The following is a 24640-nucleotide window of genomic DNA, read 5'->3' as shown; positions in this document are numbered from 1 at the left end:
AAGAGCACAACGAGCGATGCCGAACAGTCCCAGCGCCAAATCGGCCAAGGCCGCCAAGGCCGCGGCGAAGTTGTCGGCTCCCCGCAAGCGGGGCAAACAAGGGCAACTTCCGAAGAAGAATCGCCAGATTCCCTGGCTGGCCATCGGCGCGGCCGTAGTCATCATCGCATTGATCGGCGCCTTGGCCTACAACCTGGTCCCCAAGTACCGGGAGAAAGCCGAGCTGGACAAGTACACACCCAGCGCGCAGCGGAAAGATCCCTCCGACGGGATCGCGGGCGTCGTGAAGAAGGAATACCCCGCAGGCCTGCACATCGCTGGGAACCAGCGGGTGGCCTACGACCAGGCGCCGCCGTTCGGGGGCCCGCACGACCAATCCTGGGCGACCTGCACCGGCGTGGTCTACAACAAGCCGATCCGGGTGGAGAACGCGGTGCACTCACTCGAACACGGTGCCGTGTGGATCACCTACAACCCCGACAAGGTGAACGCCGACGGGATCCAGACGCTGAAAGCGAAGGTCGAGGGCAAGCCGTACACGATGATGTCGCCCTACCCGGGCCAGGATTCGGCGGTGTCGCTGCAGTCCTGGGGGCATCAGTTGAAGCTGGACAGCCCCGACGACAAGCGCGTCGGCCAGTTCATCACCGCGCTGCGGTTGAACTCCTACACCTACCCTGAGGTCGGCGCGGACTGCTCGACCATCGTCTTCGACACCGACAACCCGCCGCCGTTCGACCCGACGCCACCCGGACCCGATGCGGTGCCGATGGACGGCAGGGGCCTGCAACCGGACCCGTCCGAGGTCGGCGGCATGCCCGGTGGGCTGCCGGGAGTGCCGGGCGTGCCCGGTCTCCCGGGCGTGCCAGGCGTACCGGCGCCGACCCAGCCCGCGCCGGGTACGGGGCAGTAGTGCCCGCCGACGACGTCTCGGACAACGCCGAGCGCGGACCCGAGCGCGGGACAGTAACGCCCGCCGACAAGGTCCCGGACAACGCCGAGGCCGAATCCGGTCTCGGCGGGCAGTTCCGCCGCCAGCGCACCGCGCTGGTCATCCTCGGCACCATCGGCGCCATGCTGATCGGCTTCGCGATCGGCGTGCTGGCGCGGATTCCGCTGGACAGTTCTACCGAGCCGGATCCAGGACCTGTCGACGTTGGCTTCAATCAGGACATGTCGGCGCATCACGCCCAAGCGGTGGAAATGGCGGGCGTGGTGCTGGTTCGCTCCACCGACACCGAGGTACGCCGCCTCGCCTACGACATCCTCACCACGCAGCAGAGCCAGATCGGCCGCATGCAGGGCTGGCTGCAGCTGTGGGGCGAACCCGCGCAGGGCGCGGACGGATACATGGGCTGGATGACCGAACCGATGGGCGGCCACAATCATTCCGAGCCGAGTTCGCCGCACCATTCCGGCCCGGTGGCCGCCATGCCCGGCATGGCCACGCCCACCGAACTCGCCGCGCTGCGTCAGGCCACCGGACCCGCACTCGACACGAAGTTCCTGCAGCTGATGCTGCGCCACCACGAGGGTGGCCTGCCGATGATCGACTACGCCGCCCAGCACGCCGAAACCACCGCGGTGCGCACCCTCGCCGACACCATGGCCAAAACCCAACGCGGCGAATCCGCACTGATCACCACGATGCTCACCGCCCGCGGTGCCACTCCCCTGCCCGCGAGCTGACCCGAAACCGCGCCGCCCGACGCGCTTTTTGGCGGACGGCGGTCGATACGATAGGCTGGCCCAGCCCGATCGGACCGCCATCCGGCCCCGACCGAGCCCTATCCCGCCCTCGTAGCTCAGGGGATAGAGCGTCTGCCTCCGGAGCAGAAGGCCGCAGGTTCGAATCCTGCCGAGGGCACGCACGACAGAGGCCCCTGCCAGCTTGTTCGCCGGTAGGGGCCTTTTTCGTCCACGACCCAGTCGCCTCGATGACGCGAGATGACACAACGTCGCCCGAGTCATCGCCGCCTGCGTGCGCCTCATGACCCGATCGGTCGTTCGGAGGCTCGCCTGATCCGGAACGCGCGGATCAGATGCGGCTCGGAGCGCAGACCGTCGGGTATAAATCCCTCATCGAGAATCCCCAGTGGCTGGTAGATGAGATCTGCCCGCGCGGCCGGGCAGGCGACGCGATGCGCGCGAACCGCACCCTGGAGGAACATCCCGAGACGGGTCGGCGCCGCGCCGCAAGAGGCTTCCACGCCCTGCCGCAGCGGGGGCATCGCACTGACATCCCTGAAGCGTGCGCCCTGCAAACGGGGTTGCCCGAGATCGAGTCCAGCTGCCTGCGAGCGCGACGGATGGCGGATCCGGGTGGTGGGCGGCGATGATCGCTCGCGTCGTCTCCGGGCTCGCTGCCGCGCTCGTACTCTTCCTCGGCGCCACCTATTTCGGCGGGCGCACACACGCCGAGGTACCCGCGCCGACCGGCGAGCATCTCGTCGGTCGCACCGACATCACCGTCGCAGCCGGGGGCCGAGAGTTGCCGGTCTCGGTCTGGTATCCGGCTGCGGCCCCGGCGATCCCAGCACACTACGTTCCCGCGTCCAACCGTGTCGCCGCGGCGCTGCTCGCAACCGACGCGGCGCTGTGGCTGCGCGAGCCCATCGCCGTGCCCACGATGCTCGCCGCCACGGTCGCGGCCGGACAGGACGCGCCGCTGGACACCGCACTCGGGCCCTTGCCGGTGGTGGTGTACTCCCCAGGTCTCGGCACGCCGCGCTGGCTCGCCTCGGGACTCGCCGCCGATCTCGCCTCGCGCGGCTACGTCGTGATCGGTGTCGACCACCCGGGCGAGACGCCCGCGGTCGAGGTGCGCGGCGAGCTCGTGCTCGGCACTCCACCTGCGTACGACGACGCCGAATACATGCGCCGCGCGCTGGACATCCGCGTCGCCGATGTGCGCTTGGTCCTCGGCGAACTTGCCGCGCTGCCGGTGGTCGGCGCGCACGTCGACCTCGACCGGATCGCGCTGGCGGGGCACTCCTACGGAGGGCTGACCGCGGTGGCCGCGATGCGCGCCGACTCCCGCGTCCGTGCGGGCGTGGTGCTCGACGGCCCGGCGGGTTGGACCGACAACACCGACGTCGAGCGCGGCGGTGTCGACCGGCCCGTGCTCATGCTCGCCTCCGGCGACATGCTGCACGCGTCGTGGATCCGGTTCGCCTCGGACAGCCCGGCATTCACGCTCGGCACGATTCGCGGTGCCGGGCACTACGCGGCAACCGATCTACCCGCGCTCGCGCCGTCGACAGCGCGGTGCGGGTCGCTGCCCGCCGAACGTGCCGCGGCGATCACCCGCAGCGTCGTCACCGGCTTCCTCGACGATCAGTTGCGCGGCGCGGCGGCACCGGTGCCGGACTGGCCCGAGCTCGAGTGGCGCACACGCTGATCAGCTCCTGGGTCGGGCTGGGCTCGACATCCGCACCTATGACCGCGCAGGCACTTGCGCGCCTAGTCGGGGATCTTGTCGTCGCCGGTCACGATCGTGGGGAGACAGGATCGAGCGCCTACGGTGTCACTGCGTGATCGGCGCCCACCACTCCTCATCCCGGAGCAGCCAGGCCCGGCCACCATACGCCGGAACGGGCATCGCGCGCCCGACCTAACCCATCTCACAGGAGCGTGAACAGCGTTGGGAGACAAAGAAAACCAAAAAAGTCCAGCACGGAGGTGGACGGTCGCGGTTGTCGTCGCGACCGTCGCAGTGGTGGTCGTACTACTCGGGATCGTGCTGTTGCCCGAGATCACCGGCGACCGGCCGCCGTTCGACACGGACGCGGTTCCGGGAACTCAGGTCGTCTGGGTGACGGCACCTGCGGGCGCCGATCGTGGGACGCTCGAATTCTGGCAGCGCAACCGGCTCCGGCAGTGGGAACGCACGTTCGCCGTACCCGCCTGGGTTGGCACGGAAGGGATTTCGAAGGATGCCAGGGAAGGCGCCGCGTACACGCCGGAGGGCACTTTCGCGTTGACCGAGAGCTTCGGGCGGTTACCCGACGTGGGCGCCGAGCTTCCCTACTTGTCGGTGGACGCGTCGAACACCTGGTGGTGGGTGTCCGACACGGAGAGCCCGCTGTACAACCAGAAATATCAATGCGCCGAGGGTGACTGCCCGTTCGACACCAGCCTGAGCGAGAACCTGGGGCGGACCGAGCCGCAGTACAACTACGCGCTGGTCATCGACTACAACCGCTTCCCCGTCGTGTCGAAGCAGGGCTCGGCCTTCTTCGTCCACGTCGAGGCGGGCAAGCCGACCGCGGGATGCGTCGCGGTCGGTGCCGAGGTCATGCGGACGCTGCTGACCACTCTCGAACCGTCGAGGAAGCCGGTCATCGGCATGTACGCGACCTGAGACCAGACCTGCCTCGGCTTGCGGCGCGTACGAGAGAAGGGCTCCCGAAGCCGGGAGCCCTTCGTCGGAGTGGTCGGTGTCGTCTACGGTTCGACGATCACGGCAGAGGTGCGGTCGGCTTGCCAGTGGTGCTCAGGACGCCCGCGGCGGAGAGGTAGGTGAACGCGGGCGCGGTGAGGCCCGGCTGGAGGAAGTAGAGGTGGGCTTTGGTGAGGGTGCCGTTTTCGGTGGCGTCGCACAGCGCGTTCAGGGCGGTGGGGTCGACGGTGCGAGCGGTCAGCTTGCCCGCCTCGTAGTCCATCTCCACCCATTTCGCGTGGATCGCGGCGCTCATGACACTGCCGGTGAAGCCTTCCCGGTCGGCGGCGGCGCTGAGGCTCATCTCCAGCCCGTCGTCGAGATCGGTCGGCGTGTGCTGCCAGCGACCGAATTCCCACCAGCGCACGAAGGTGACCGGACCGTCGACACCGCCGGGCAGATTCGTCGCCGGATCCACCGTGCGCACCCAGGCGGGCGCCGCGGCCAGCGGATCGTAGGCGGTCCCCGCGACCTCGTTGTCCTCGTCCCTGCCGAATAGGAGCGCACGCTCGCCGGGATATCTGACCAGCGAGTACCAATTGCCCTCGCCGTCGTCGTTGATCAGCCGGCCACCTGCCACTCTGGCCGTCTGCCCGATCTCCTCCCCGCTCGCAACCCGCTGGTCGGCGTGGGTCGCGGAGGTGATCACGTCCAAGACGGTCACGCGCGCCCACAGCACCTCGGGATGCGGCAACTGAAATCCCATGCCCGGCAACGTATCAGCTCCCCGGCCTCGCCGCGATTCAGGCTCCCCCGCCTCTCCGCGCCTTCAGGCCGTACAAGTCGGGTGGCGCAAGTGTTGCGTTCAGGTCCTGTGTTGGGTGCCGCTCGGGTTCTGGGCGTACCCGGTGAGTTACCCATGTTCTTACGAAATCAGCGGTTGCGTACAGCGTTACAGCTGCGAATTTGCGGACGGGCCGCGCCGCGGGCGCAGAGCATAGGCGGGAACCAACTGGTCTCGCACATGCAGATCCGGGCGACCGTCGGCGAACTGGATGCTGTAGGTCACGCGGCCCATCCAGTCGCCGTCGACGGTGGGCAGCCAATGCGTGAGGGTTCCCGGGCGCTCGCCGCGCATGATCACGCCAGCGCCGTTCACATGCCGCGGGGTGCCCGGGTCGCGGACCAGAATCGCGTCCAGCCGGACCCAGACCGGCCGCGGGGGGTAGGTCAGCGTCCGGTAGTAGTGGCCGGTCCTGTTCGGGTAGACCAGCTCCGGTTCCGTGCCCTCGGTTCGCGGCACGTCATCGCTTGTCGAACCCATGTTCGAATGGTAGCCGCCATCGCGTGGCAAGCACCAGGCAACCAGGCCTCGAATCCGGCGGCATGACGGCTACCACAGACGCTGGCCTTCTCGCGGGCGCGCTTTTAATATGATCGTTCTAGAATGAACATATTAGAAGGAGTCCGACATGTCATCGAAGTTCGAGGTCGTCAAGGGTTTCTACGCGGCGACCCAGGCCGGCGACGGGCCCTCGATCCTGGCCTTGCTGCATCCGGAGTTCATGGCGCGCACCGCTCCGGGCATGCCGTGCGGCGCGGGCGGCACCTTCCACGGCCCACTCGAGGCAATGACCAAGATCTGGGGCGCGGTCGACCGGGAGTTCGACACCGCGCCGTACGACGAGACCTGGCACGAGACCACCGACGGCACCGTCGTGGTGACCGGTCACTATCGCGGCGCCGCCCGTGCCACCGGTCGCGAGTACGACGCCGAGTTCGTGCACCTGTGGCAGGTGGACGACGACGGCCGGATCACGCGGCTGCACCAGTACACCGACACCGCACGCTGGTATGACGCGCTCGCGGAGTCCGACGCCTGAGAACGCCCACGCGGGCCCGTTCGTTACCGGCTTCCGTAAGCTCGCGAACGGTCCCGCCGGTCTGGTTTCTGATCTTGCCGGGCACGCCAGTTGCCGTAACGTTCCTGGCGTCGGGATACCGCCGACGTCACCGGCACGCTCACCATCGAGCGGTTCCCGGTGAGCAGCCAGTCAGGACCGAGCACCGGAAGAAAGAAGACGGCAAGTGGAAGGTCTGCTCCGTGGAGGGCACGCGCTGACCCGATGCACGCACGGATGAGTTGCTGCGGGCCGACCCGCAGGACCGTACTCGGGGCGCTCGGCCTCGCCGCACTGCTCCCTTTCGCTGGTCACGCGAAAACGGCTCGGGCGCAGCGGAATCCACTCGTCGCCACGGATCTCGAGGTGGTCACGATCACCGACACCTCGGTCGTCCTCACCTGGACCACCCTCGCGCCCGACTCGGCCGGGCGATTGATCCCGGTGGACGCCGACACCCAGGTCCGCATCGGCCCCGCAGATTCCCCGCGCGGACCAGCGCCGGTATACACCGACGACCGTCCGACACCGTTCCACTATGCCGAGATCGATGGGCTCGAACCGGGCCGCGCCTACCGTTTCGAGGCGTGGTCGGCGGGACTTCGCGCGACGCCCGCGCTCTCGCTCACCACATCCGGCCCGGCGGCGCCGGAAGCACGCGGCGAGTTCACCACGCTCGTGCCGCCGCCCGGCCGCCGACTACGCACCATCGCCCTGGCCAACGATGTGCACTACGGCGAGCAGGTCAGCGGTCTGATCGTCGGCGAACTGCCGCCAGGTTTCCGGCAGGATCCCGGCTCGGCGCCCTACCCCGAGGTGATGCTGGCCGCGATGCTGGATGACCTGCGCCGCCACGACCGGGGAGCTGAGCACCTGTTGGTCGCGGGCGACCTCACCGCCGAGGCCTCCGAGCACGAAACCCGTGCGGTGCGCGCGCGGCTCGACGCGTGGGGCTCGCTCGGCAGGGACTACCTGGCCGTGCGCGGCAACCACGACCGGCCGCACCGTGGGACCGAATACTCCCGGTGCGCAGCCGCACCCGCAGGGCACCACGACTGCTGGGCCGAAGCCTTCTCCGCGCGCCAGCAGCTGATCGAACACGAGATCGGCGGCCTGCGGGTGCTGGGATTGGACACCAGCGAGTTGGAGGGCGCGGGCGGGTCCATCGATCGGCCGCAATTCGATCTGCTCGCCGAGCGTTTGGGCGCGGACCCGGACCGGCCCACGCTGATGTTCGGCCACCACCCCGTCACCACCGAGTCCGGGCTCACCAATGTCGCCGGGCCCGGCTTCGTGCTCAACGGACGCGACAGCGCCGAATTGCAGGCGCTCTACGCCCGGTGCCCCGGCGTCTTCCTGCACCACAGCGGCCATACCCATCGCAACCGGCGAACCCGGCCGGACGCGCCGTGCGCGGTGGAATTCCTGGAGGTCGCCGCGATCAAGGAGTATCCGGGCGGCTACAGCCTGCTGCGCATCTACGAGGGCGGCTACATGGTCAACTTCTACAAGACCCGCACCGAGGAGGCGCGGCGCTGGAGCGCCCTCACCCGCGGCGAGTATTTCGGACTGCTGCCGGATTACACGTTCGGCATCTGTCCCGATCGCAATCATGTTGTGCTGCGTGACTTCTCGGGGCTGACGTAACGAGCGCGCGGATTCCGGGAATCCGCCGCGGGACCGAGACCGTTCGCGCACGTCGGAGGCGGTATCTTCCTTAGGTAAGCCTCAACATACGCACGGGGCAACTGAACGCGATCGGAAGGACGAGGATGAAGCCGGTCAGATGGAAGACGTTTGCCGCTGGACTGGCCGTCACGATGACGGCACTCGGCATGGCGGCCTGCTCGAATTCCTCGGACGACGCGAACGAGATCACCGTCTACAATGCGCAGCACGAATCCCTCACCAAAGAGTGGGCCGACGCGTTCACCAAGGAAACCGGCATCAAGGTGACGTTGCGGCAGGGCGGCGACACCGCGCTGGGCAACCAGCTGGTCGCCGAGGGCGCGGCCTCGCCCGCCGACGTGTTCCTGACCGAGAATTCTCCGGCCATGGCGCTGGTGGAGAACGCGGGGCTGTTCGCCGACGTGGACCCTGAGATCGTGGAGCAGGTGCCCGCGCAGTTCCGTCCGTCCAGCGGCAAGTGGACCGGTATCGCGGCGCGCGCAACGGTGTTCGTCTACAACAGGAACAAGGTCCAGCCCGGTCAGCTGCCCGCCTCGCTGCTCGATCTGGCGCAGCCGCAGTGGAAGGGCCGCTGGGGCGCGGGCGTGTCCGGCGCCGACTTCCAGGCCATCGTCGCGGGCCTGCTCGCGTTGAAGGGCGAGGATGCCACGCGCGCCTGGCTGAAGGGCATGAAGGAGAACGCCACGCCCTTCCCGAACAACGTGGCCACCATGAAGGCGGTCAATTCCGGTAGCCCCGACGGCGGCGTCATCTACCACTACTACTGGTACCGCGACCAGGCCAAAACCAAAGAGAGCAGCGCCGATACCGCGCTGCACTACTTCAAGAACCAAGACCCCGGCGCCTTCGTCAGCATCTCCGGCGGCGGCGTGCTGAAGTCGAGCAAGAAGCAGGAGGCGGCGCAGAAGTTCCTGGCGTTCATCACCGGCAAGGCCGGACAAGAAGTGCTGCGCGACGGCACGTCGCTGGAGTACCCGATCGCCAGCGGCGTGGCCGCCAACCCGGCGCTGCCGCCGCTGGCCGACTTGCAGGCCCCGGCGATCGACCCGTCGAAGCTCGACTCGAAGAAGGTCACGGCGCTGATGACCGAAGCGGGTCTGCTGTAGCCGTGGCACTGCGGACCGTTGTCGCCGCGCCCCGGGTCGGCAGGCCGGGGCCCCTCGTCACGGGCGTCGCGCTGCTGCTGGTGGCGGCGACGTTCGTGCCGCTGGGGTACATCGTCTCGACGGTCTTCGCCACCGGTATCGAGCAAGCGGCCGAGTTGGTGTTCCGGCCCAGAGTCGGTGAGCTGCTGCGCAATACGCTCGGGTTGGTGGTGTGCACGGTACCCGTCTGCGTGGCGCTCGGCGTGGGGCTGGCCTGGGTGGTCGAGCGTACCGACGTGCCGGGGAGATCGTGGTGGGGCCCGGTTTTCGCGGCGCCGCTCGCGGTGCCCGCGTTCGTCAACAGCTATGCGTGGGTCAGCGTCTTCCCCGGCATGCACGGCCTGGGGGCGGGCGTGGTGATCTCGACGATGTCCTACTTCCCGCTGGTGTACCTGCCCGCCGCGGCCACGCTGCGGCGCTTGGACCCAGCGGTGGAGGAGTCGGCGCGGGCGCTGGGCTCCGGGCCGGTGGCGGTGTTCGCGCGGATCGTGCTGCCGCAGTTGCGGTTGGCCATCCTCGGCGGTGGTCTGCTCATCGCGCTGCACCTGCTCGCCGAATACGGCGCCTTCGTCATGGTCCGGTTCGACACGTTCACCACAGCCATCTTCGAGCAGTACCAGTCCAGTTTCGCCGGGCCCGCGGGCAGCATGCTCGCGGGCGTGCTCGTGTTGTGCTGCCTGGCGCTGCTCGGGGGCGAGGCCGGGCTGCGCGGCGGGGCCCGCTACGCGCGGATCGGCGGTGGGGCGCCACGCGCCGCGGCGCGGGTTCGATTGGGCATCGGCGCGATACCGGTCCTGGCCGTGCTCGTCACGGTGACCGCGGGCGCGCTCGGCGTGCCGCTGTGGACAATCGGGCGCTGGTTGAGCATCGGCGGCGCGGCGGTGTGGGATGCCACCGAGATCGGCAACGCACTGGGGCAGACGGTTGGCCTCGCGGCGTTCGCCGCGCTGCTCACCACGCTGTGCGCATTTCCGGTCGCGTGGATCGCGGTGCGCTCCACCTCGGTGTTCGCGCGGCTGGTCGAGGGCGCGAACTACATCACGAGCTCGCTGCCCGGCATCGTGATCGCGCTGGCCATGGTGACCGTGACCATCCGATGGGCGCCGCGGCTCTACCAGACGGTGTTCATGGTGATCGCGGCGTATGTGCTGCTGTTCCTGCCCAGGGCACTGGTCAGCGTGCGGGCCGGGCTCGCGCAGGTGCCGGTCGGCTTGGAGGAGGCGTCCCGCTCGCTGGGCAAGTCGGGACCGGCCACGTTCTGTCTGGTCACCCTGCGGCTCACCGCACCCGCCGCGGCCGCCGCGGCGGCGCTGGTGTTCGTAGCGGTGGCGACCGAACTGACCGCGACACTGCTGCTCGCGCCCAACGGAACTCGCACGCTGGCGATGCGGTTCTGGGCGCTGTCGGGCGAATTGGACTACGCGGCCGCCGCGCCGTACGCCCTGATCATGATCGCCACCGCGGTGCCGGTGACGTATCTGCTGTTCACCCACTCTCGGAAGGCGGCTGGGATATGAGTCGCGTTGTCGTCGCCGACGTGTCGAAGACGTTCGGACACAACCGGGTACTCGGCGGGATCACCCTCGACGTGCCCGACCACACCGCCACCGCCGTGGTCGGCTCGTCCGGGTGCGGTAAGACCACGCTGCTGCGGGTCATCGCGGGGTTCGAGTCGCCGGATGCCGGATCGGTATCGATCGGCTCGGAAACCGTTGTCGGCGAACGTGTCTCGGTGCCGCCACAGCGACGCAACATCGGCTACGTCGCGCAGGACGGCGCGCTGTTCCCGCACCTGACCGTGGGCCAGAACATCGCCTATGGGCTACCCGGCCTGCGCCGCCGCAGCCGCGATCGGGTGCGGGAACTACTGGAGATGGTGTCGCTGGATCCGTCCTACGCAGACCGGCGACCGCACCAGCTCTCCGGCGGTCAACAGCAGCGCGTCGCACTGGCCCGGGCGCTGGCCCGCAAGCCCTCCGTAATGCTGCTGGACGAGCCGTTCAGCGCACTGGACGCGGGCCTGCGCGCGACGACCAGGCAGGCGGTGGCCGACACCCTGCGCGCGGCTGGCATGACCAGCATTCTGGTGACCCACGACCAGGAAGAGGCGTTGAGCTTCGCCGAGCAGGTCGCGGTGATGCGCGAAGGACGCTTCACCCAGATCGGCACGCCGGAGGAGGTCTACGGCACACCGAAGGATCTGTTCACCGCCCGATTCCTCGGCGACTGCGTATTGCTCGACGCGGTGGTGGAAGCCGACGTGGCGAAGTGCGCACTCGGCCGGATACCGGTGCAGCGCAACGCACCGACCGGCGCCGTGACCATCATGATGCGACCGGAACAACTTGTCGCCCAGACCACTTCGGAAGGCGACCCGAGAAGCGGTCGGATCCGCGCCGCCGAGTTCCGCGGAGCCGACGTCATCCTGACGATCGACCTGGACGGCACCACCACCCCCGTACGAGTCCGCCGGGCCAGCGTATACGCCCCCACCACCGGCCAGCGAGTGCGCCTCGAAGTGCTCGGCTCGGCAGTGGCGTACAACGAGCCGAACGCCCCCACCTGAACCGACGCCCACGCTCACACCCACAGGCCCACGAGTGGCACACCACGGAGAAGTCTTCTCGCGTTCCGCCGCAACCATGTGCCACTCGGCGGTGCTCCTCGATGGGCTCGGCTCGGCGGTGGCGTGCGCCGGGCCGAGCGCCGAGGGTGATTGGAGCGAGCGGCGGGAATTGAACCCGCGTAAACGGCTTTGCAGACCGTCGCCTAAACCACTCAGCCACGCCCGCCTCGTCTTAGATAGTGCCCGGGAGGGGCGGCCGGGCCCAGCATTGCGCTCACGGTGATCCGAAGGCTGGTCGGATGTCCCCGCCTTCGCTCGACGCCATGGAATGATCGAAATATGTCTCGGCCACGTCCGCTTCCGCTCGACCCGATCGAGGAGGCCCATCGTCAGTGGGTCGGCCACGGCTGGGGCGAGGTCGCCGACGGCATGGCCGCGGTGACCTCGCTGGTGCGCGCCCAGCAAATCGTGATGGCGCGGGTCGACGAGGCACTGAAACCGACCGGTTTGACCTTCTCGCGCTACGAGCTGCTGATGCTGCTCAGCTTCAGTAAGACCGGCACGCTGCCGATGGCGAAGGCCAGCGCGCGCTTGCAGGTGCACCCCACCAGCGTGACCAACACCGTCGACCGCCTGGAGGCGGCGAAACTGGTCGAGCGCGTGCCGCATCCCAGCGATCGGCGCGCTACGTTGATCGAAATCACCGACGCCGGAAGAGAATTGGTGGCGAAGGCGACGAAGGAACTCAACGAGAAGGTCTTCGCGCTCCCGGGGCTCCCGCCGGACCGGCTGCACACCCTGCTGCAACTGCTGGCCGAATTCCGCCACGCCGCGGGCGACTTCGACACCGGGGAGGGGACGGCGCGCTGGTCGGCCACCGCCGCGGAATGAGCGACAGTACCGGTCGGTCGCATATTCCTTTTGTCCCAATCGTGAAGTGACTCCCAGGTATCCGAGCGGCGAATTGCCGGGCCCGTCGTCTTGGCAGCGGCAGGGAAAAGGTTCACCATGTAATCCATGGTGCTGGTCTTGGGTGTATCGGCGGGCGCTGGAGGCGCACACGCGATGCTGACACACTCCGATCAGCCACATCTGCCCCCGATCGATCACTGCGAGGTGCCCCGGCGGGCGGGTGGCGGTGTCGAGGAGTCGGTCTTCGAGGCGATCCACCAGATGATGGGGGCCGCCGGCGCCCGTGACGAACTGGTCTCCGGAACCGCCGTGACCTGCCGCTGTCCCCTGCATGCCGATGCCATCCGCGCCAACGCGGGCGAGCGCAGGCTCACCATCGTCGAGGAACCGCTTGCCCAGCTGCGCTATCTGCGCTTCACCGGGCAACTTCCGGACAGCGGCTCGGTGATCCTGTACGACCTGGGCAGCTCCGGGCTGACCATCACCCACGCCGATTGCCGCACCGACACGATTCTGTCCAGCAGACGCAGCACGGTACTCGGCGGCGACGGCTACGACGCCCTGTTGCGCTGGCGGCTGGCCCGCGACGGCGTGCTCACCGACAAGCCGACCAGCAGGCGTCATCGCGAGGAGTTGAGCGACGCCAGGGTGGTCACCGCGATCGACACCGGCACCGGCGACCGGGCCGTGCTGACCCGCAGCGACCTGGCCGAGCTCTTTGCCGCGGGCATCCACCACTCCGCCTCGTTCGTGCGCCAGATCATCGAAGAAACCGGCGTGCGACCGAAGGCCATGGTGCTGCTCGGCGGCTGCACCCGCAGTCCGAGCATCCGGTCCGAGCTGGCCGGACTCGTCGACCTGCCGATCATTTACGACCCGGAACCAGACCTGGTCTCGGCGCGCGGGGCCGTCCTGCTGGCCGCCGAACGACGGCGCGGCGACCTCCGAATGCCCCGGGTCCGCGCCGGAGCCACACTGGTCCCGCCCACCGTGGACCGGCGCAAACTCATCGCCGCGGTAGCAGTCACCGTGGCCCTCGGCGCCACCATCGCCGGACTCCTCGCCACCGGCAAAGACTCAACCCGGCCGGAGAGCGGCAACGAGCGCACACCAGCCGAAATCGTCGCGCCCACACCGAGGTCCTTCGGATAACCGACGGCGAACCCGCGCCGGTGCACACGCACAGCATCAAGGTCCGCCACTCGCTTCGCGTTTCGCAGCTTTGTGGCCGAACCTTTACTCGGTTTCAGCCAAGGCAGCGAGAATCGAGTCGCTGACCACCTTGGTGGACACCGGGTTCTGGCCGGTGATCAGGCGGCCGTCACGCACGGCATGCGGTGTCATCGGGATAGTGGAGCGCACATAGTTGGCTCCCTTCGCGCGTAGTTCGTCCTCCAAGAGAAACGGAACCCTGCTCTTCACCCCGGCCAGTCTTTCCTCGATCGTCGCGAAGCCGGTGACGGTGTGGTTCTGTACGAGCGGATTCCCGTCGGCGTCACGGAGGTTGATGAGGGCGCAGGCACCGTGGCAGACCGAGGAGACGATCCCGCCGCCGGCGTAGATCGCCTGGGCTGTTCGCTGCAAATCAGCGTTGTCGGGGAAGTCCCACATCGTGCCGTGACCACCCGTGAAGAAGATCGTGGAGTAGTCGTCCGGATTTACGTCGGCAATAGAGGGGGTGGTTTTCAGGGCATTCATGAAGGCCGGGTCGTCGAGATAACCACGAACCGTCTTGTCGGCGAACAATCGGCCGAGGCTTCGGGGGTCGAGTGGCACCTCGCCGCCCGCCGGGCTCACCACATCTACGGTGTGGCCGGCCTCCACCGCCTTGTCGTAAAAATGGACGAGTTCACCCAGCCATAGGCCGGTTCGGTGTTCGCTGTCCCCGTAGGTGGGCTGATTCGTCACCACCGCCAGAATCTTTTTCTGGTGCACATTTCCCTCCTCGGTCGGTCAGCTACATATCCGGAGCCTGGCGTGAAGAACGAGGGCCGTCGCGCCCGGCACATACGGATCTGCGTACCCGGGATCGTCCGCCTCAGGCAGTGGCTCGCGCTCGTCTGTCACTGAGTACAGAAGACTGCGCCCAGACGATGACGACCGCGAGGATCAACTCCAGGGCGGCGAAGGAGAGGAATTCCGCCGGCCGGGTGGGCAGGCCTTCCAGCGCGATGGAGATCATCCGCCCGACGAACCCGAAGAAGATCGGGGCGGCAAGGAAGTAGACGAGTAGCCCCTGCGAGCGGATCGTTACCGCCGTCCATGCCAACAGGGGAGCCCAGCCGATGTAGATGCCTGCCATGAATCGGTGTATGTGGTCGGCGGTCGCATCGCCCGCCGAGGCGCCCTGCACCATCTGCAGCAGACCACCGGCGATCACGATGACGGTTGCCAGCACCAGGCAGGCACGGACGACGATCTCGGCTCGAGTGAGAGGGAGGTCGGCAGCCATGGTGATTCCTTTGCTTGTCTCGCGGTTGCTCGGTGTTCAGACCTGCTCGGTGGGGCGTACGAGCAGCTCGGCGACGGCCACGTGCCGGGGGCGGGTGACGATGTAGCCGACGGTGTCGGCGATGTCCTGGCCTTGCAGCCGCTCGATATCGCCGAGTGCGGCGGCGATCTGCTGCTGGACGACGGCGGGGTTGTGATCGCGCAGCTCGGTGTCGACGCTGCCCGGCTCGACGACGGACACGCGGACGTGCCGGTGTGCCAGTTCCTGGCGCAGCGCCTCGCTGAAGGCGCCGACGCCGAATTTAGTGGCGGAGTACACGGCCGACATGGCGAACGCGCTGCGGCCTGCGAGCGAACCGATGTTGACGATGTCGGCGACCTGACGTGGCTCCTCGGCGGCTGCCTCGACCAGATGGGGAACGGCCGCGTGGGTGCAGTACATCAGGCCCATGAGGTTGATGTCGATCATGCGCCGCCAGTCGTCGAGATCCGCGCCGGGGGCGGGGCCGAGCAGCATGAGGCCCGCGTTGTTGACCAGGGTGTCCAAGCGGCCCAGGCCCTCGACGGTCCGCTCGACCGCTTCTTGGGCGGCTTGGGGGTCGGTGACGTCGGCGGGCACGACCAACGCCTGTCCCCCGGCATCGGAGATTTCCGCGGCGAGGTCGGTGAGCCGGTCCTCGCGGCGTCCGGCCACGGCCACGGACGCGCCCTCGCGGGCCAGCTCCAGGGCGGTGGCGCGGCCGATACCGCTGGATGCTCCGGTGACGAGGGCGACGGTTCCGTCGAGACGACGAGTCATGATTTCAAAGCCTTTCGATGAACGGCCACATTGCTGCGGGCCGTAGGAGAGAGATCGACGGTCCTATAGGTGCGGCCGTACAGGTGTGGAGGCCGGCTCGACGCTGGGCCAAGGGCACAATGGGGAAGTGAGCACCCCTGCGCGGTCCACCGATGCCACGCGTCGAGTGACCGAGATAGATCGAGAACTGCCGCCCCGCGAACGCCTGGTCAAGGCCGCGTCGCGCCTGTTCTACTACGAGGGCGTACGCGCGATCGGCGTGGAGCGGCTGATCGCCGAGGCCGGGGTGACGAAGGCGACCTTCTACCGGCACTTCGCATCCAAGGACGACCTTGTCCTGGCCTATCTGCTGACCAAGGATGCCTACTATCGGCAGGTGGCCGAACCGCTGGCCGCCGGGTATCCGCCCGCGGAGGCGATCGACCTGATCTTCGAGGCGATCGCCGAGCACGCCCGCGAACGCGGATTTCGCGGATCGCCGTTCCTGAACGCGGCCGCCGAGTACCCGGACGCCACCGATTCGGTGCGCCGTCTGGTGGCGTCCCATCGGGAGTGGCTTCGCACCCTCTTCCAGGACCTGCTCACCCGGCTCGACCACGCCGACCCGGAGTCGGCCGCCGGTGCGCTGCTGATGCTGTACGACGGCGCGATGGCCGCCGGTTACCTGGACGACTCGTCCGCCGCCCACAAGACCCTGCTGGACGCGGTCCGGCTGATCCGTTCGGTGGACTGACCCCACCGGGGCCTCGCGAACCCGCGACCCGCTGTGAAACCCCGGCCGAGCCTGCGCGCCCTCGCGCCAGCGAATGGAAGGGTTCTCCACAAGCATCACCCGCAGATCGGTACAGAGCTGAACCTGCGGCTCATCCAGCTTGCCCCGCTCGGGGAGGCCGTCGGCCAAAGCGTCGCGCACCGGTTGGGGATCGGCCGGCCGGCCGATGACGCGCGGCGTCAGGGGCTCGGCGGTGGGGACCACCCTGACTCCGAAGCGGCTTTGTTTCATACAACCTGTTCATCTCTATTCGATGCGCACCGGTGACCCAGTGGCACTCCTCCGCCGGGAGGCGGCCCGACCAGAAGCCCAGAGATCCACTCCTCGCGGCAAGGTGGAAAGACCGGTCGTTCTACCTGAGCGAGGATAGCGTCCCCGACGCTCTCGCGCCAGTCGTCGATCCCGCTCGGAGGATCCCCCGCAAGGTCGATCGCCAGCATGTTGCCGCTTCGCGATCTCATCCGAGTTCGTTTTGGCGGTCCCGGCTCACGCGTTCTACAACAAAACGCTAGTGCCGCGTATTCGGGTGAAACAGGTCCGCACGCCGGGAGAAGACGTGTTCTATCGGCGGTGGCCGGTGACCGGACGAGGCCGACTGCACCACAGCCGCGCAGGCATTCGTGAAGGAATGGCGAGCAACCCACTACGGCGACGCGGTGGAAGTCTTCACCGACGGCGCGAAGGGCCTACCCCGCCTCCCCTGCGAGCGGCTCTACCTCGAGCCATGATTTCCGCAAGACGACTTCGCCCGGCCGAGTGTGCGGCCGGGCGATGTCGTCGTCAGCGGTTGGTGAACTTCGCGGGGCGCTTCTCGACGAAGGCGGTCATGCCTTCCTTCTGGTCCTCGATCGCGAACAGCGAGTGGAAGACGCGCCGTTCGAAGCGCAGGCCCTCGGCGAGGGTGGTCTCGAACGAGCGGTTCACCGCCTCCTTGGCGATCATCGTGACCGGCAGCGACATCGACGCGATGGTCTCGGCGACCTCGAGGGCGGTGTCGAGCAGTTCCGCTGCGGGCACGATGCGCGAGACCAGGCCGGCGCGCTCGGCTTCCTCGGCGTCCATATTGCGGCCGGTGAGCACCAGGTCCATCGCCTTCGCCTTGCCGATCGCGCGGGTCAGGCGCTGCGAGCCGCCGATGCCGGGGATCACGCCCAGCTTGATCTCCGGCTGCCCGAACTTCGCGGTGTCGGCCGCCAGCAGGATGTCGCAGATCATGGCCAGCTCGCAGCCGCCGCCGAGCGCGTAGCCCGCGACCGCGGCGATGGTGGGCTTGCGGAACTGCGCCAGCCGGTCCCAGCGGGCGAAGTAGTCGCCCAGGAACATGTCCATATACGACTTGGGCTGCATCTCCTTGATGTCGGCGCCCGCCGCGAAGGCCCGCTCCGACCCGGTGATCACGATGGCGCCGATCTCGTCGTCGTGCTCGAGCTCGTCGAGCGCGGCGATGACGTCGTCGAGGACCTGCGCGTTCAGTGCGTTGAGCGCCTTCGGGCGGTTCAGCGTGATCCAGCCGACCCGGCCCTTGCGTTCCAGCAGAATCGTCTCGAAGTCAGGCCCTCCCGTCACCCGGCCGCCACCCCCCACAGAATCGCTTCGCGATGCATCCATCTTCAGGCACCTTCATGGTCGGAACGGTTACGGACATCGGTGACGATAGCGGAGAAGTCCCGCCCGGCAGCCGTCTGGTTGAACCGGCTGTAGATCTCCGCGGCGAGCAATCCGAACCGGCCGTCGACGTTGTTCTCGAGCAACGCGTTCGCGGCCAGGCCGAGGTCTTTGGTCATCAGCGCGGTGGCGAAACCGGGCTGGTAGTCGTTGTTGGCCGGGCTGGTCGGCACCGGGCCGGGCACCGGGCAGTAGTTGGTCAGCGCCCAGCTCTGGCCGGAGGCGGTGGAGACCACGTCGAAGAAGGACTGATGACTCAGCCCCAGCTTCTCGCCGAGTACCAGCGCCTCCGACAGCGCGATCATCGAGACGCCCAGCAGCATGTTGTTGCAGATCTTCGCCGCCTGGCCAACGCCGGAGCCGCCGCAGTGCACGACTTTGCCGCCCATCACCTCGAGCACGGGAAGCGCGGCGGCGAAGTCCTCGCCGGCGCCGCCGACCATGAAGGTCAGCGTCCCCGCGGCCGCACCCGCCACACCACCCGAGACGGGAGCGTCCAGCGCGCGATGTCCGGCAGCCATGGCGCGTTGGGCCGCGGCTTTGGCGTCGGCCACGTCGATGGTGGAGCAGTCGATGAACAGCGTGCCCGGCGCGGCGACCGGGAGCAGTTCGGCGTACACGTCGTGAACGAGTTTGCCGTTCGGCAGCATGGTGATCACGGTGTCGGCGGCGGCCGCCTCCGTAGCCGTGCCGACTACCGTCGCGCCGTCATGTTCGGCCTGTTCCCGCGCGGCGGGCACCGGATCGAATGCGAGCACCTCGTGACCCGCTCGCACCAGGTTGGCCGCCATCGGCGCACCCATGTGGCCCAAACCGAGGAAACCGATTCGCTTGCTCATCACGCCACCTCCGGGGCCACCAGACCCAGCTCTTGCTCGCCCAACTCGGCGAAGTATTCGTCTACCTGTGCTTTCGTGACCTCGGCGAGGGTCGCGGGCGACCAACGCGGGTTGCGGTCCTTGTCGATCACCTGGGCGCGGATGCCTTCGACCAGATCATGCGAGGACAGCGACGCGATCGAGACCCGGTACTCCTCGTTCAGCACCGCCTCCAGGCTCGGCGCGGTCCGCGCGGCCCGGAGCGAGCGCAGCGTGACCTTCAGCGCGACCGGGGATTTCGCCAGGATCTCGGCGGCGGCCGCTCGCGCCTCGGGCGCTTCGTGCGCCTCCAGGCGCGCGACGATCTCCTCGACGGAGCCGGCGCCGTAGCAGGCGTCGATCCATCCCTGTCCGACGGCCAGCGCGGATTCCGGTGCGTCCGTGGCGAACTTGGCGATCGCGATATCGGCGGTCTCCGAGCGCAGCGTCTCCAGCAGGGCGGGCAGATCCTCCGAGGCGACGAAATAGTCGGCGAAGCCTGCCGCGATGGCGTCACCGGCGCTCATGCGCGCGGTGGTCAGAGCGATGTGGGTACCGATCTCGCCCGGGCTGCGCGCGAGCAAATAGGTGCCGCCGACGTCGGGGACGAAGCCGATGCCCACTTCCGGCATGCCGATCTTGGACCGTTCGGTGACGATGCGGTGGCTACCGTGCCCGGACAGGCCGACGCCACCACCCATCACGATGCCGTCCATCACCACCACGTACGGCTTCGGGTAGCGGCCGATCAGCGCGTTCAGGATGTACTCGTCACGCCAAAACCGTCCGGTCGCCGAATCCGCGGTATTCGCATCATTTTTCGCGTCGGCGTGGATGGCGACGATATCGCCGCCCGCGCACAGCCCACGCTCACCCGCACCGGCGACGACCACGGTGCGCACCGCGTCGTCCTCGGCCCAGCCGTGCAGCGCATCCGTGATGGCAAGGGCCATCGAATGATTCAGCGCGTTGATCGCTTTCGGCCGATTCAGCGTGATCAGGCCGAGGCCGTCACGCTGCTCGAGCAGAACTTCTGATTCGGTCATGCCGCTCCTACCACCGAGCGGGCGACGACCACCCGCATGATTTCGTTGGTGCCTTCGAGGATCTGATGCACCCGCAGATCCCGGACGATCTTCTCCACGCCGTACTCGGCCAGATACCCGTAGCCGCCGTGCAGCTGAAGCGCCTTGTTGGCCACCTCGAAACCGGCGTCGGTCGCGAAGCGTTTCGCCATGGCGCACAACTCGACCTTGTCCGGCGCGTCGGCGTCCAGCGCCGCCGCGGCCCGCCACAGCAGCGTGCGCGCGGCCTCCAATTCGGTGCGCATATCGGCGAGTTCGAATTGCAGCGCCTGGTTTTTCGACAGCGGCTTGCCGAACGCGTGCCGCTCGGCGAGATACGGCACCGTCTTGTCCAGCGCCGCCTGCGCGCCGCCGACCGAGCACGCGGCGATATTGAGCCTGCCGCCGTTGAGCCCGTTCATCGCGATGCGGAAGCCGTCGCCCTCCGCGCCGAGCCGGTTCGCCGCCGGAATCCTGGCGTCGGAGAAGATCACCTGACGGGTCGGCTGCGCGTTCCAGCCCATCTTCTTCTCATTCGGGCCGAAGGAGACGCCTGGGGTGTCGGCGGGCACGATGAACGCCGAGATCCCGCGCGCCCCGGCGTCTCCGGTCCGCGCCATGACGACGTAGACGTCGGTGGCGCCCGCGCCGGAGATGAACTGCTTGGCGCCGTTGAAGATATAGTCGTCGCCGTCACGAACGGCCTTGGTGGCCAAGGCCGCCGCGTCCGAGCCGACGCCCGGTTCGGTCAGCGCGTAGCTGGCCAGCAGCTCCATCGTGGTCAGGCGAGGCAGCCAGCGGTTGCGCTGTTCGTCGTCGCCGTAGCGGTCGATCATCCACGTCGCCATGTTGTGGATGGAGATGTAGGCGGCGATGGCCGGGCAGCCGGTGGCCAGCTGCTCGAAGATGCGCACCGCATCCAGCCTGCGCAGGCCCGAACCGCCCACGTCCTCGCGGACGTAGATGCCGCCGAGGCCGAGCGGTCCCGCCTTGCGCAGCACGTCGACCGGGAAATGCTTCTGCTCGTCCCATTCCAGCGCGTTCGGGGCCAGGAATTCGTCGGCGAAGCCGCGCGCGGTGTCGCGGATCGCTTTTTCGTCGTCGTCCAAGTCGAACATCAGCGTCAGTCCATGGTCGGGATGACGAACGCGTTGCTCTCCTTCAGGCCCGCGGGCCAGCGCTGCGTCACCGTCTTGGTCTTGGTGTAGAAGCGGATCGAATCCGGACCGTGCTGGTTCAGGTCGCCGAAACCGGAACGCTTCCAGCCGCCGAAGGTGTAGTACGCGATCGGCACCGGGATCGGGACGTTGATGCCGACCATGCCGACCTGCACCCGCGCGGCGAAGTCGCGCGCGGTGTCGCCGTCGCGGGTGAAGATCGCGACGCCGTTGCCGTACTCGTGCTCGTTGGCCAGCCGCAGCCCTTCTTCGTAGTCCTCGGCGCGGACCACGCTGAGCACCGGACCGAAGATCTCCTCGCGGTAGATCCGCATGTCCGGGGTGACCTTGTCGAACAGCGTCGCGCCGACGAAGTAGCCGTCCTCGGCGCCTTCCACCACCAGCCCGCGACCGTCCACCACCAGCTCGGCACCCTCATCGATGCCGAGCTGGACGTAGTTGTTCACGCGGTTCACCCCGTCCTGGCCGACCAGCGGGCCGAAGTCGGCGCCGGGGTCGTCGGAGCGGCCGACGTTGAGCTTGCGCACCCGCTCGGTCAGTTTGGCCACCAGGCGATCGGCGGTCTCCTCCCCGACCGGGACCGCCACCGAAATGGCCATACAGCGCTCGCCCGCGGAGCCGTAGCCCGCGCCGATCAGCTGGTCGGCGACGTCGTCCAGGTCCGCGTCCGGCATGACGATCGCGTGGTTCTTCGCGCCGCCGAAACACTGGGCGCGTTTGCCGTTCGCCGTCGCGGTCTCGTAGATGTACTGCGCGATCGGAGTGGAACCGACGAAGCCGACGGCCTTGATCCGCGGATCGTGCAGCAGCGTGTCGACCGCTTCCTTGTCCCCGTTGACCACGTTGAACACACCGGCGGGCAGACCGGCCTCGAGGAACAGTTCGGCCAGCCGCAGCGGCACCGAGGGATCGCGTTCGGAGGGCTTGAGCACGAACGCGTTGCCGGTGGCCAGCGCGGGACCAGCCTTCCACAGCGGGATCATGGCCGGGAAGTTGAACGGGGTGATGCCCGCGACCACGCCGAGCGGCTGGCGCATCGAATAGACGTCGATGCCGGTGCCCGCGCCTTCGGTGTACTCACCTTTGAGCAGGTGCGGGATGCCGGTGGCGAACTCGATGACCTCCAGTCCGCGCTGGATGTCACCCTTGGCGTCGGCGATGGTCTTGCCGTGCTCGGAGGACAACAGAGCGGCCAGCGAGTCCATCTCGTCCTGCACCAGCATGAGGAACTTCATCAGCACGCGCGCCCGCTTCTGCGGGTTGAACGCGGCCCACCCCGGTTGCGCCGCCTCGGCATTCGCGATGGCCGCCTCGACTTCGGACTTGCTCGCCAGCGGCACCCGGGCCTGCACCTGACCGAGGTTGGGGTCGAAGACGTCGCCGAAGTTGCCGGACGCGCCCGGCACATGCTGCCCGCCGATGAAGTGGGTGAGTTCGCGAACCATGCCAGTCCTGTTCTCGTAGCCGATCGGAACACCGCGATGCGGTATGCGGGCATCCTATAGTTGGATGTCCAAGTATTGACGGATCGTTCCGAGCGATGTGATTCATCCCACGTCTATCACGTGGTTGCACCGGCGCTCAGCTCCACTCACCGTCTCATCGAGCCGCGGAATCGCGATAGACGCCAGTTCCGCCGCCTCAGGTGCGTCTCCCGAATTGATGTGACGACCACGCGGCAGCATGGTCCCTGTGGTTACGGGAGCGCTTGCCGCATTTGTCGGCCGGTTCTGGCACTGTGGACCGCCGGGCGCCCACGACCGGGCGTTGCTCGCGCGGAGGGTACTTGTCACCGATGGATATCGATCGCTGCATCGCTCAGTTGGACGCCACCGATCGGAATGCCCGGCGCGCCGCCGCAGATACGCTGGTCGCCGCAGGCCGCAGCGCGATACCGGCATTGCTGCACACACTGCGTGCAGCGGAGTCGGCAAGCAGTGCCGATGCCTGCGCAGAAGTGCTGCGCAGGCTCGGTCCGCTCGCGTACCCGGCGCTGCTCGAGCTGCTGGGCGGCATCCGAGCCGAGCCTCGCTCGATCGAAGCGAAGAGCCGAGCCGAGCCGAATACCGAGCGTGCCGGGCGCTGGGTCTCCCGGCTCTCAACAAAGCAGCGTTCTACACTGAGCAGATACGCCGTGCGAATGCCGCCGCGCGGCACGAGGTGGCCGAGGAAATCGGCAGGCACGGCGCGACCGATTACGCATTTGTGCTCACAGCGCTACTCGGCGATGTCGATGAGCGGGTGCGCAGCACGGCAGCGAAGTCGTCCCGCGAGCTCGGCGCGCAGCTGGTTCCACTACTACAGCAAGTCAGACGGTCGCCTCTGCCCGCGCGGCGCGGCGCACTCGAAGCGCTCGCCGAAATCGGCTGGCACACTATCGAACCCGTTGATCTGGCGCTGCTTCATCGGTTCATCATGAGCAAGCTCGCATGCGAGGCACCCCAGCCCATCCCGGCAGCGAAGGAGTGCTTGTGGTGGGCGCTACCCACCGATGACCAAGCCGCGGTACTCGACGCGTTCGGGCTCTCGGATCCGGTCCCGGCGACCGTCGCAATGGGCTCCGCTGTGGCTTTGGACGAACACCGTCCACTCGAGGAGTGCGAACGGGTCTACGTCAGCCCTGTTCTCGACGGCTGGACGCTCGTATTCGGCGACTCGGCTTCCCATTACCCCCGCGACGACCGGCGTATCCACGAGTTACAGCAATCCGACATCTGGCAGACGATCATGGTGAACGAGTCGGATGCCGTCAAAACGGCATGGCTCACAGCGATGTCGCGCCCGTCCAAGGAGGAACGTTGCGCGCAGCTGAGCGGACGATTCGGCGCAGCACACTGGTATGAAGAAGCGGGCGACCACGATTCGGGTGGCTGGTGCATCGCCGAAAACGGCGAAACGATACGCACTGCTCACCTCGAGGATTGCGTCCACGAGGAGCTGACGTTGTACGGAGATCCGCACCCGTCCGAGCAGGGTCTGCGTGCCGAGCCGGTCTCGGAGTGGTTGCGCGACCACGGCTTCGCACCCGACGCTTGGAACGATATCGTCTCCGGCGCTCCTTACACCGCGTGGGACGCACAGTGGGCGGAATTCCAGCACCGGACCGGAATTCCGGATGCAATGACACCCATGCGTATCGCCGAACGGGCCTCTGTGGGTCCGCTTACCCTGGGCCCGCACACTCGGATCGCACTGACCGAGCGTGGGCGGCAAGGCGGCAGACACCGCGGTGCTCTACCCATCTGATACGAGAGCTGAGG

At 67.9% G+C, this 24640-nt stretch carries 24 protein-coding genes and 2 tRNA genes; 14 read left to right on the top strand and 12 right to left on the bottom strand.

Features of this window, described 5'->3' with window-relative positions:
* Window positions 1–16 precede the first annotated feature (16 nt).
* The 3 genes from AB0M45_RS10560 (at window position 17) to AB0M45_RS10550 (ending at window position 1867) form a co-directional block, all read left to right on the top strand.
* Window positions 17–913, top strand: coding sequence for a DUF3105 domain-containing protein (locus tag AB0M45_RS10560; protein ID WP_364325531.1), 897 nt, complete (start codon window positions 17–19; stop codon window positions 911–913).
* A 134-nt stretch (window positions 914–1047) separates the two neighbouring features.
* Window positions 1048–1689 (top strand): DUF305 domain-containing protein, encoded by a 642-nt coding sequence (locus AB0M45_RS10555; protein WP_364325590.1) that lies wholly within the window; start codon window positions 1048–1050, stop codon window positions 1687–1689.
* A 105-nt stretch (window positions 1690–1794) separates the two neighbouring features.
* Window positions 1795–1867: transfer RNA gene (locus AB0M45_RS10550), tRNA-Arg, on the top strand.
* Between the two features lie 121 nt (window positions 1868–1988).
* Here AB0M45_RS10550 and AB0M45_RS10545 read toward each other — a convergent pair.
* Window positions 1989–2231 carry a hypothetical protein gene (locus AB0M45_RS10545; protein WP_364325528.1) on the bottom strand — a complete coding sequence of 81 codons (243 nt, stop codon included), beginning with the start codon at window positions 2229–2231 and terminating at the stop codon, window positions 1989–1991.
* Window positions 2232–2335: 104 nt separating this feature from the next.
* On the opposite strand from AB0M45_RS10545, the gene AB0M45_RS10540 reads away from it, so the two are divergent.
* Window positions 2336–3400, top strand: a complete 1065-nt coding sequence (locus tag AB0M45_RS10540) for an alpha/beta hydrolase (RefSeq protein WP_364325525.1) — start codon at window positions 2336–2338, stop codon at window positions 3398–3400.
* Between the two features lie 318 nt (window positions 3401–3718).
* Window positions 3719–4363 (top strand): L,D-transpeptidase family protein, encoded by a 645-nt coding sequence (locus AB0M45_RS10535; protein ID WP_364325522.1) that lies wholly within the window; start codon window positions 3719–3721, stop codon window positions 4361–4363.
* Between the two features lie 97 nt (window positions 4364–4460).
* On the opposite strand, the gene AB0M45_RS10530 is transcribed toward AB0M45_RS10535, so the two are convergent.
* Window positions 4461–5147 (bottom strand): hypothetical protein, encoded by a 687-nt coding sequence (locus AB0M45_RS10530; RefSeq protein WP_364325519.1) that lies wholly within the window; start codon window positions 5145–5147, stop codon window positions 4461–4463.
* Between the two features lie 186 nt (window positions 5148–5333).
* Window positions 5334–5705 (bottom strand): hypothetical protein, encoded by a 372-nt coding sequence (locus AB0M45_RS10525; RefSeq protein WP_364325516.1) that lies wholly within the window; start codon window positions 5703–5705, stop codon window positions 5334–5336.
* A 148-nt stretch (window positions 5706–5853) separates the two neighbouring features.
* Here AB0M45_RS10525 and AB0M45_RS10520 point away from each other — a divergent pair, with 148 nt between their 5' ends.
* From AB0M45_RS10520 to AB0M45_RS10500, 5 genes are all read left to right on the top strand, one after another.
* Window positions 5854–6264 (top strand): nuclear transport factor 2 family protein, encoded by a 411-nt coding sequence (locus tag AB0M45_RS10520; RefSeq protein ID WP_364325513.1) that lies wholly within the window; start codon window positions 5854–5856, stop codon window positions 6262–6264.
* Window positions 6265–6507: 243 nt separating this feature from the next.
* Window positions 6508–7929, top strand: a complete 1422-nt coding sequence (locus tag AB0M45_RS10515; RefSeq protein ID WP_364325510.1) for a metallophosphoesterase — start codon at window positions 6508–6510, stop codon at window positions 7927–7929.
* Between the two features lie 125 nt (window positions 7930–8054).
* Entirely contained in the window at window positions 8055–9077 is a 1023-nt protein-coding gene (locus AB0M45_RS10510; RefSeq protein WP_364325507.1) for an iron ABC transporter substrate-binding protein, read from the top strand.
* Window positions 9078–9085: 8 nt separating this feature from the next.
* On the top strand, window positions 9086–10633 hold the full coding sequence (locus AB0M45_RS10505; RefSeq protein ID WP_364325587.1) for an iron ABC transporter permease: 1548 nt from the start codon (window positions 9086–9088) through the stop codon (window positions 10631–10633).
* On the top strand, window positions 10630–11682 hold the full coding sequence (locus AB0M45_RS10500) for an ABC transporter ATP-binding protein (protein WP_364325504.1): 1053 nt from the start codon (window positions 10630–10632) through the stop codon (window positions 11680–11682). Before AB0M45_RS10505 ends, AB0M45_RS10500 begins: the two co-directional genes overlap by 4 nt.
* 151 nt (window positions 11683–11833) lie before the next feature.
* Here AB0M45_RS10500 and AB0M45_RS10495 read toward each other — a convergent pair.
* Window positions 11834–11908 (bottom strand) — tRNA-Cys (locus tag AB0M45_RS10495).
* 113 nt (window positions 11909–12021) lie between these two features.
* Here AB0M45_RS10495 and AB0M45_RS10490 point away from each other — a divergent pair.
* Both AB0M45_RS10490 and AB0M45_RS10485 read left to right on the top strand, forming a co-directional pair.
* Window positions 12022–12573 (top strand): MarR family transcriptional regulator, encoded by a 552-nt coding sequence (locus tag AB0M45_RS10490; RefSeq protein WP_364325501.1) that lies wholly within the window; start codon window positions 12022–12024, stop codon window positions 12571–12573.
* Between the two features lie 126 nt (window positions 12574–12699).
* Window positions 12700–13746: a hypothetical protein gene (locus AB0M45_RS10485; RefSeq protein ID WP_364325498.1), complete on the top strand. Its 1047-nt coding sequence runs from the start codon at window positions 12700–12702 to the stop codon at window positions 13744–13746.
* 84 nt (window positions 13747–13830) lie between these two features.
* Here AB0M45_RS10485 and AB0M45_RS10480 read toward each other — a convergent pair whose 3' ends face one another.
* The 3 genes from AB0M45_RS10480 to AB0M45_RS10470 all read right to left on the bottom strand — a co-directional run bounded on the left by AB0M45_RS10480 (window position 13831) and on the right by AB0M45_RS10470 (window position 15844).
* Window positions 13831–14529: a type 1 glutamine amidotransferase domain-containing protein gene (locus AB0M45_RS10480; RefSeq protein ID WP_364325495.1), complete on the bottom strand. Its 699-nt coding sequence runs from the start codon at window positions 14527–14529 to the stop codon at window positions 13831–13833.
* 103 nt (window positions 14530–14632) lie between these two features.
* Entirely contained in the window at window positions 14633–15046 is a 414-nt protein-coding gene (locus AB0M45_RS10475) for a DUF4345 domain-containing protein (protein WP_364325492.1), read from the bottom strand.
* A 36-nt stretch (window positions 15047–15082) separates the two neighbouring features.
* Complete coding sequence (locus AB0M45_RS10470; protein WP_364325489.1) at window positions 15083–15844, bottom strand: SDR family NAD(P)-dependent oxidoreductase; 762 nt, start codon at window positions 15842–15844, stop codon at window positions 15083–15085.
* Between the two features lie 127 nt (window positions 15845–15971).
* Here AB0M45_RS10470 and AB0M45_RS10465 point away from each other — a divergent pair, with 127 nt between their 5' ends.
* Window positions 15972–16577: a helix-turn-helix domain-containing protein gene (locus AB0M45_RS10465; protein WP_364325486.1), complete on the top strand. Its 606-nt coding sequence runs from the start codon at window positions 15972–15974 to the stop codon at window positions 16575–16577.
* 819 nt (window positions 16578–17396) lie between these two features.
* On the opposite strand, the gene AB0M45_RS10460 is transcribed toward AB0M45_RS10465, so the two are convergent.
* From AB0M45_RS10460 to AB0M45_RS10440, 5 genes are read right to left on the bottom strand one after another with little or no spacing between them, the layout of a single operon-like run.
* Window positions 17397–18182, bottom strand: a complete 786-nt coding sequence (locus tag AB0M45_RS10460) for an enoyl-CoA hydratase (RefSeq protein ID WP_364325483.1) — start codon at window positions 18180–18182, stop codon at window positions 17397–17399.
* Window positions 18183–18226: 44 nt separating this feature from the next.
* Window positions 18227–19120 (bottom strand): 3-hydroxyisobutyrate dehydrogenase, encoded by an 894-nt coding sequence (gene mmsB / locus AB0M45_RS10455; protein ID WP_364325480.1) that lies wholly within the window; start codon window positions 19118–19120, stop codon window positions 18227–18229.
* A complete protein-coding gene (locus tag AB0M45_RS10450; protein ID WP_364325477.1) occupies window positions 19120–20184 on the bottom strand; it encodes an enoyl-CoA hydratase/isomerase family protein in 1065 nt (354 codons plus the stop codon). The genes mmsB and AB0M45_RS10450 overlap by 1 nt, the downstream gene beginning before the upstream one ends.
* Complete coding sequence (locus AB0M45_RS10445) at window positions 20181–21320, bottom strand: acyl-CoA dehydrogenase family protein (protein WP_364325474.1); 1140 nt, start codon at window positions 21318–21320, stop codon at window positions 20181–20183. The genes AB0M45_RS10450 and AB0M45_RS10445 overlap by 4 nt, the downstream gene beginning before the upstream one ends.
* Before the next feature lie 5 nt (window positions 21321–21325).
* Window positions 21326–22825: a CoA-acylating methylmalonate-semialdehyde dehydrogenase gene (locus AB0M45_RS10440; protein ID WP_364325471.1), complete on the bottom strand. Its 1500-nt coding sequence runs from the start codon at window positions 22823–22825 to the stop codon at window positions 21326–21328.
* A gap of 715 nt (window positions 22826–23540) precedes the next feature.
* Between AB0M45_RS10440 and AB0M45_RS10435 the strand changes: the two genes are divergently transcribed.
* Window positions 23541–24626, top strand: coding sequence for a hypothetical protein (locus AB0M45_RS10435; RefSeq protein ID WP_364325468.1), 1086 nt, complete (start codon window positions 23541–23543; stop codon window positions 24624–24626).
* The last annotated feature ends 14 nt before the right edge of the window (window positions 24627–24640 follow it).

The organism is Nocardia sp. NPDC051787, from assembly GCF_040681325.1.
Lineage (GTDB): Bacteria > Actinomycetota > Actinomycetes > Mycobacteriales > Mycobacteriaceae > Nocardia.
The sequence above is the reverse complement of the archived record's forward strand: the minus strand, read 5'-3'. Positions and strand labels throughout refer to the sequence as shown.

What these genes read in the sequence shown, in the direction of transcription:
- AB0M45_RS10560 (WP_364325531.1), top strand. Translation starts at nt 17, where the DNA reads ATGCCGAACAGTCCCAGCGCCAAATCGGCCAAGGCCGCCAAGGCCGCG.
- AB0M45_RS10545 (WP_364325528.1), bottom strand. Translation starts at nt 2,231, where the DNA reads ATGCCCCCGCTGCGGCAGGGCGTGGAAGCCTCTTGCGGCGCGGCGCCG.
- AB0M45_RS10540 (WP_364325525.1), top strand. Translation starts at nt 2,336, where the DNA reads ATGATCGCTCGCGTCGTCTCCGGGCTCGCTGCCGCGCTCGTACTCTTC.
- AB0M45_RS10530 (WP_364325519.1), bottom strand. Translation starts at nt 5,147, where the DNA reads ATGGGATTTCAGTTGCCGCATCCCGAGGTGCTGTGGGCGCGCGTGACC.
- AB0M45_RS10525 (WP_364325516.1), bottom strand. Translation starts at nt 5,705, where the DNA reads ATGGGTTCGACAAGCGATGACGTGCCGCGAACCGAGGGCACGGAACCG.
- AB0M45_RS10520 (WP_364325513.1), top strand. Translation starts at nt 5,854, where the DNA reads ATGTCATCGAAGTTCGAGGTCGTCAAGGGTTTCTACGCGGCGACCCAG.
- AB0M45_RS10515 (WP_364325510.1), top strand. Translation starts at nt 6,508, where the DNA reads ATGCACGCACGGATGAGTTGCTGCGGGCCGACCCGCAGGACCGTACTC.
- AB0M45_RS10510 (WP_364325507.1), top strand. Translation starts at nt 8,055, where the DNA reads ATGAAGCCGGTCAGATGGAAGACGTTTGCCGCTGGACTGGCCGTCACG.
- AB0M45_RS10500 (WP_364325504.1), top strand. Translation starts at nt 10,630, where the DNA reads ATGAGTCGCGTTGTCGTCGCCGACGTGTCGAAGACGTTCGGACACAAC.
- AB0M45_RS10490 (WP_364325501.1), top strand. Translation starts at nt 12,022, where the DNA reads ATGTCTCGGCCACGTCCGCTTCCGCTCGACCCGATCGAGGAGGCCCAT.
- AB0M45_RS10485 (WP_364325498.1), top strand. Translation starts at nt 12,700, where the DNA reads ATGGTGCTGGTCTTGGGTGTATCGGCGGGCGCTGGAGGCGCACACGCG.
- AB0M45_RS10475 (WP_364325492.1), bottom strand. Translation starts at nt 15,046, where the DNA reads ATGGCTGCCGACCTCCCTCTCACTCGAGCCGAGATCGTCGTCCGTGCC.
- AB0M45_RS10470 (WP_364325489.1), bottom strand. Translation starts at nt 15,844, where the DNA reads ATGACTCGTCGTCTCGACGGAACCGTCGCCCTCGTCACCGGAGCATCC.
- mmsB (WP_364325480.1), bottom strand. Translation starts at nt 19,120, where the DNA reads ATGAGCAAGCGAATCGGTTTCCTCGGTTTGGGCCACATGGGTGCGCCG.
- AB0M45_RS10450 (WP_364325477.1), bottom strand. Translation starts at nt 20,184, where the DNA reads ATGACCGAATCAGAAGTTCTGCTCGAGCAGCGTGACGGCCTCGGCCTG.
- AB0M45_RS10445 (WP_364325474.1), bottom strand. Translation starts at nt 21,320, where the DNA reads ATGTTCGACTTGGACGACGACGAAAAAGCGATCCGCGACACCGCGCGC.
- AB0M45_RS10440 (WP_364325471.1), bottom strand. Translation starts at nt 22,825, where the DNA reads ATGGTTCGCGAACTCACCCACTTCATCGGCGGGCAGCATGTGCCGGGC.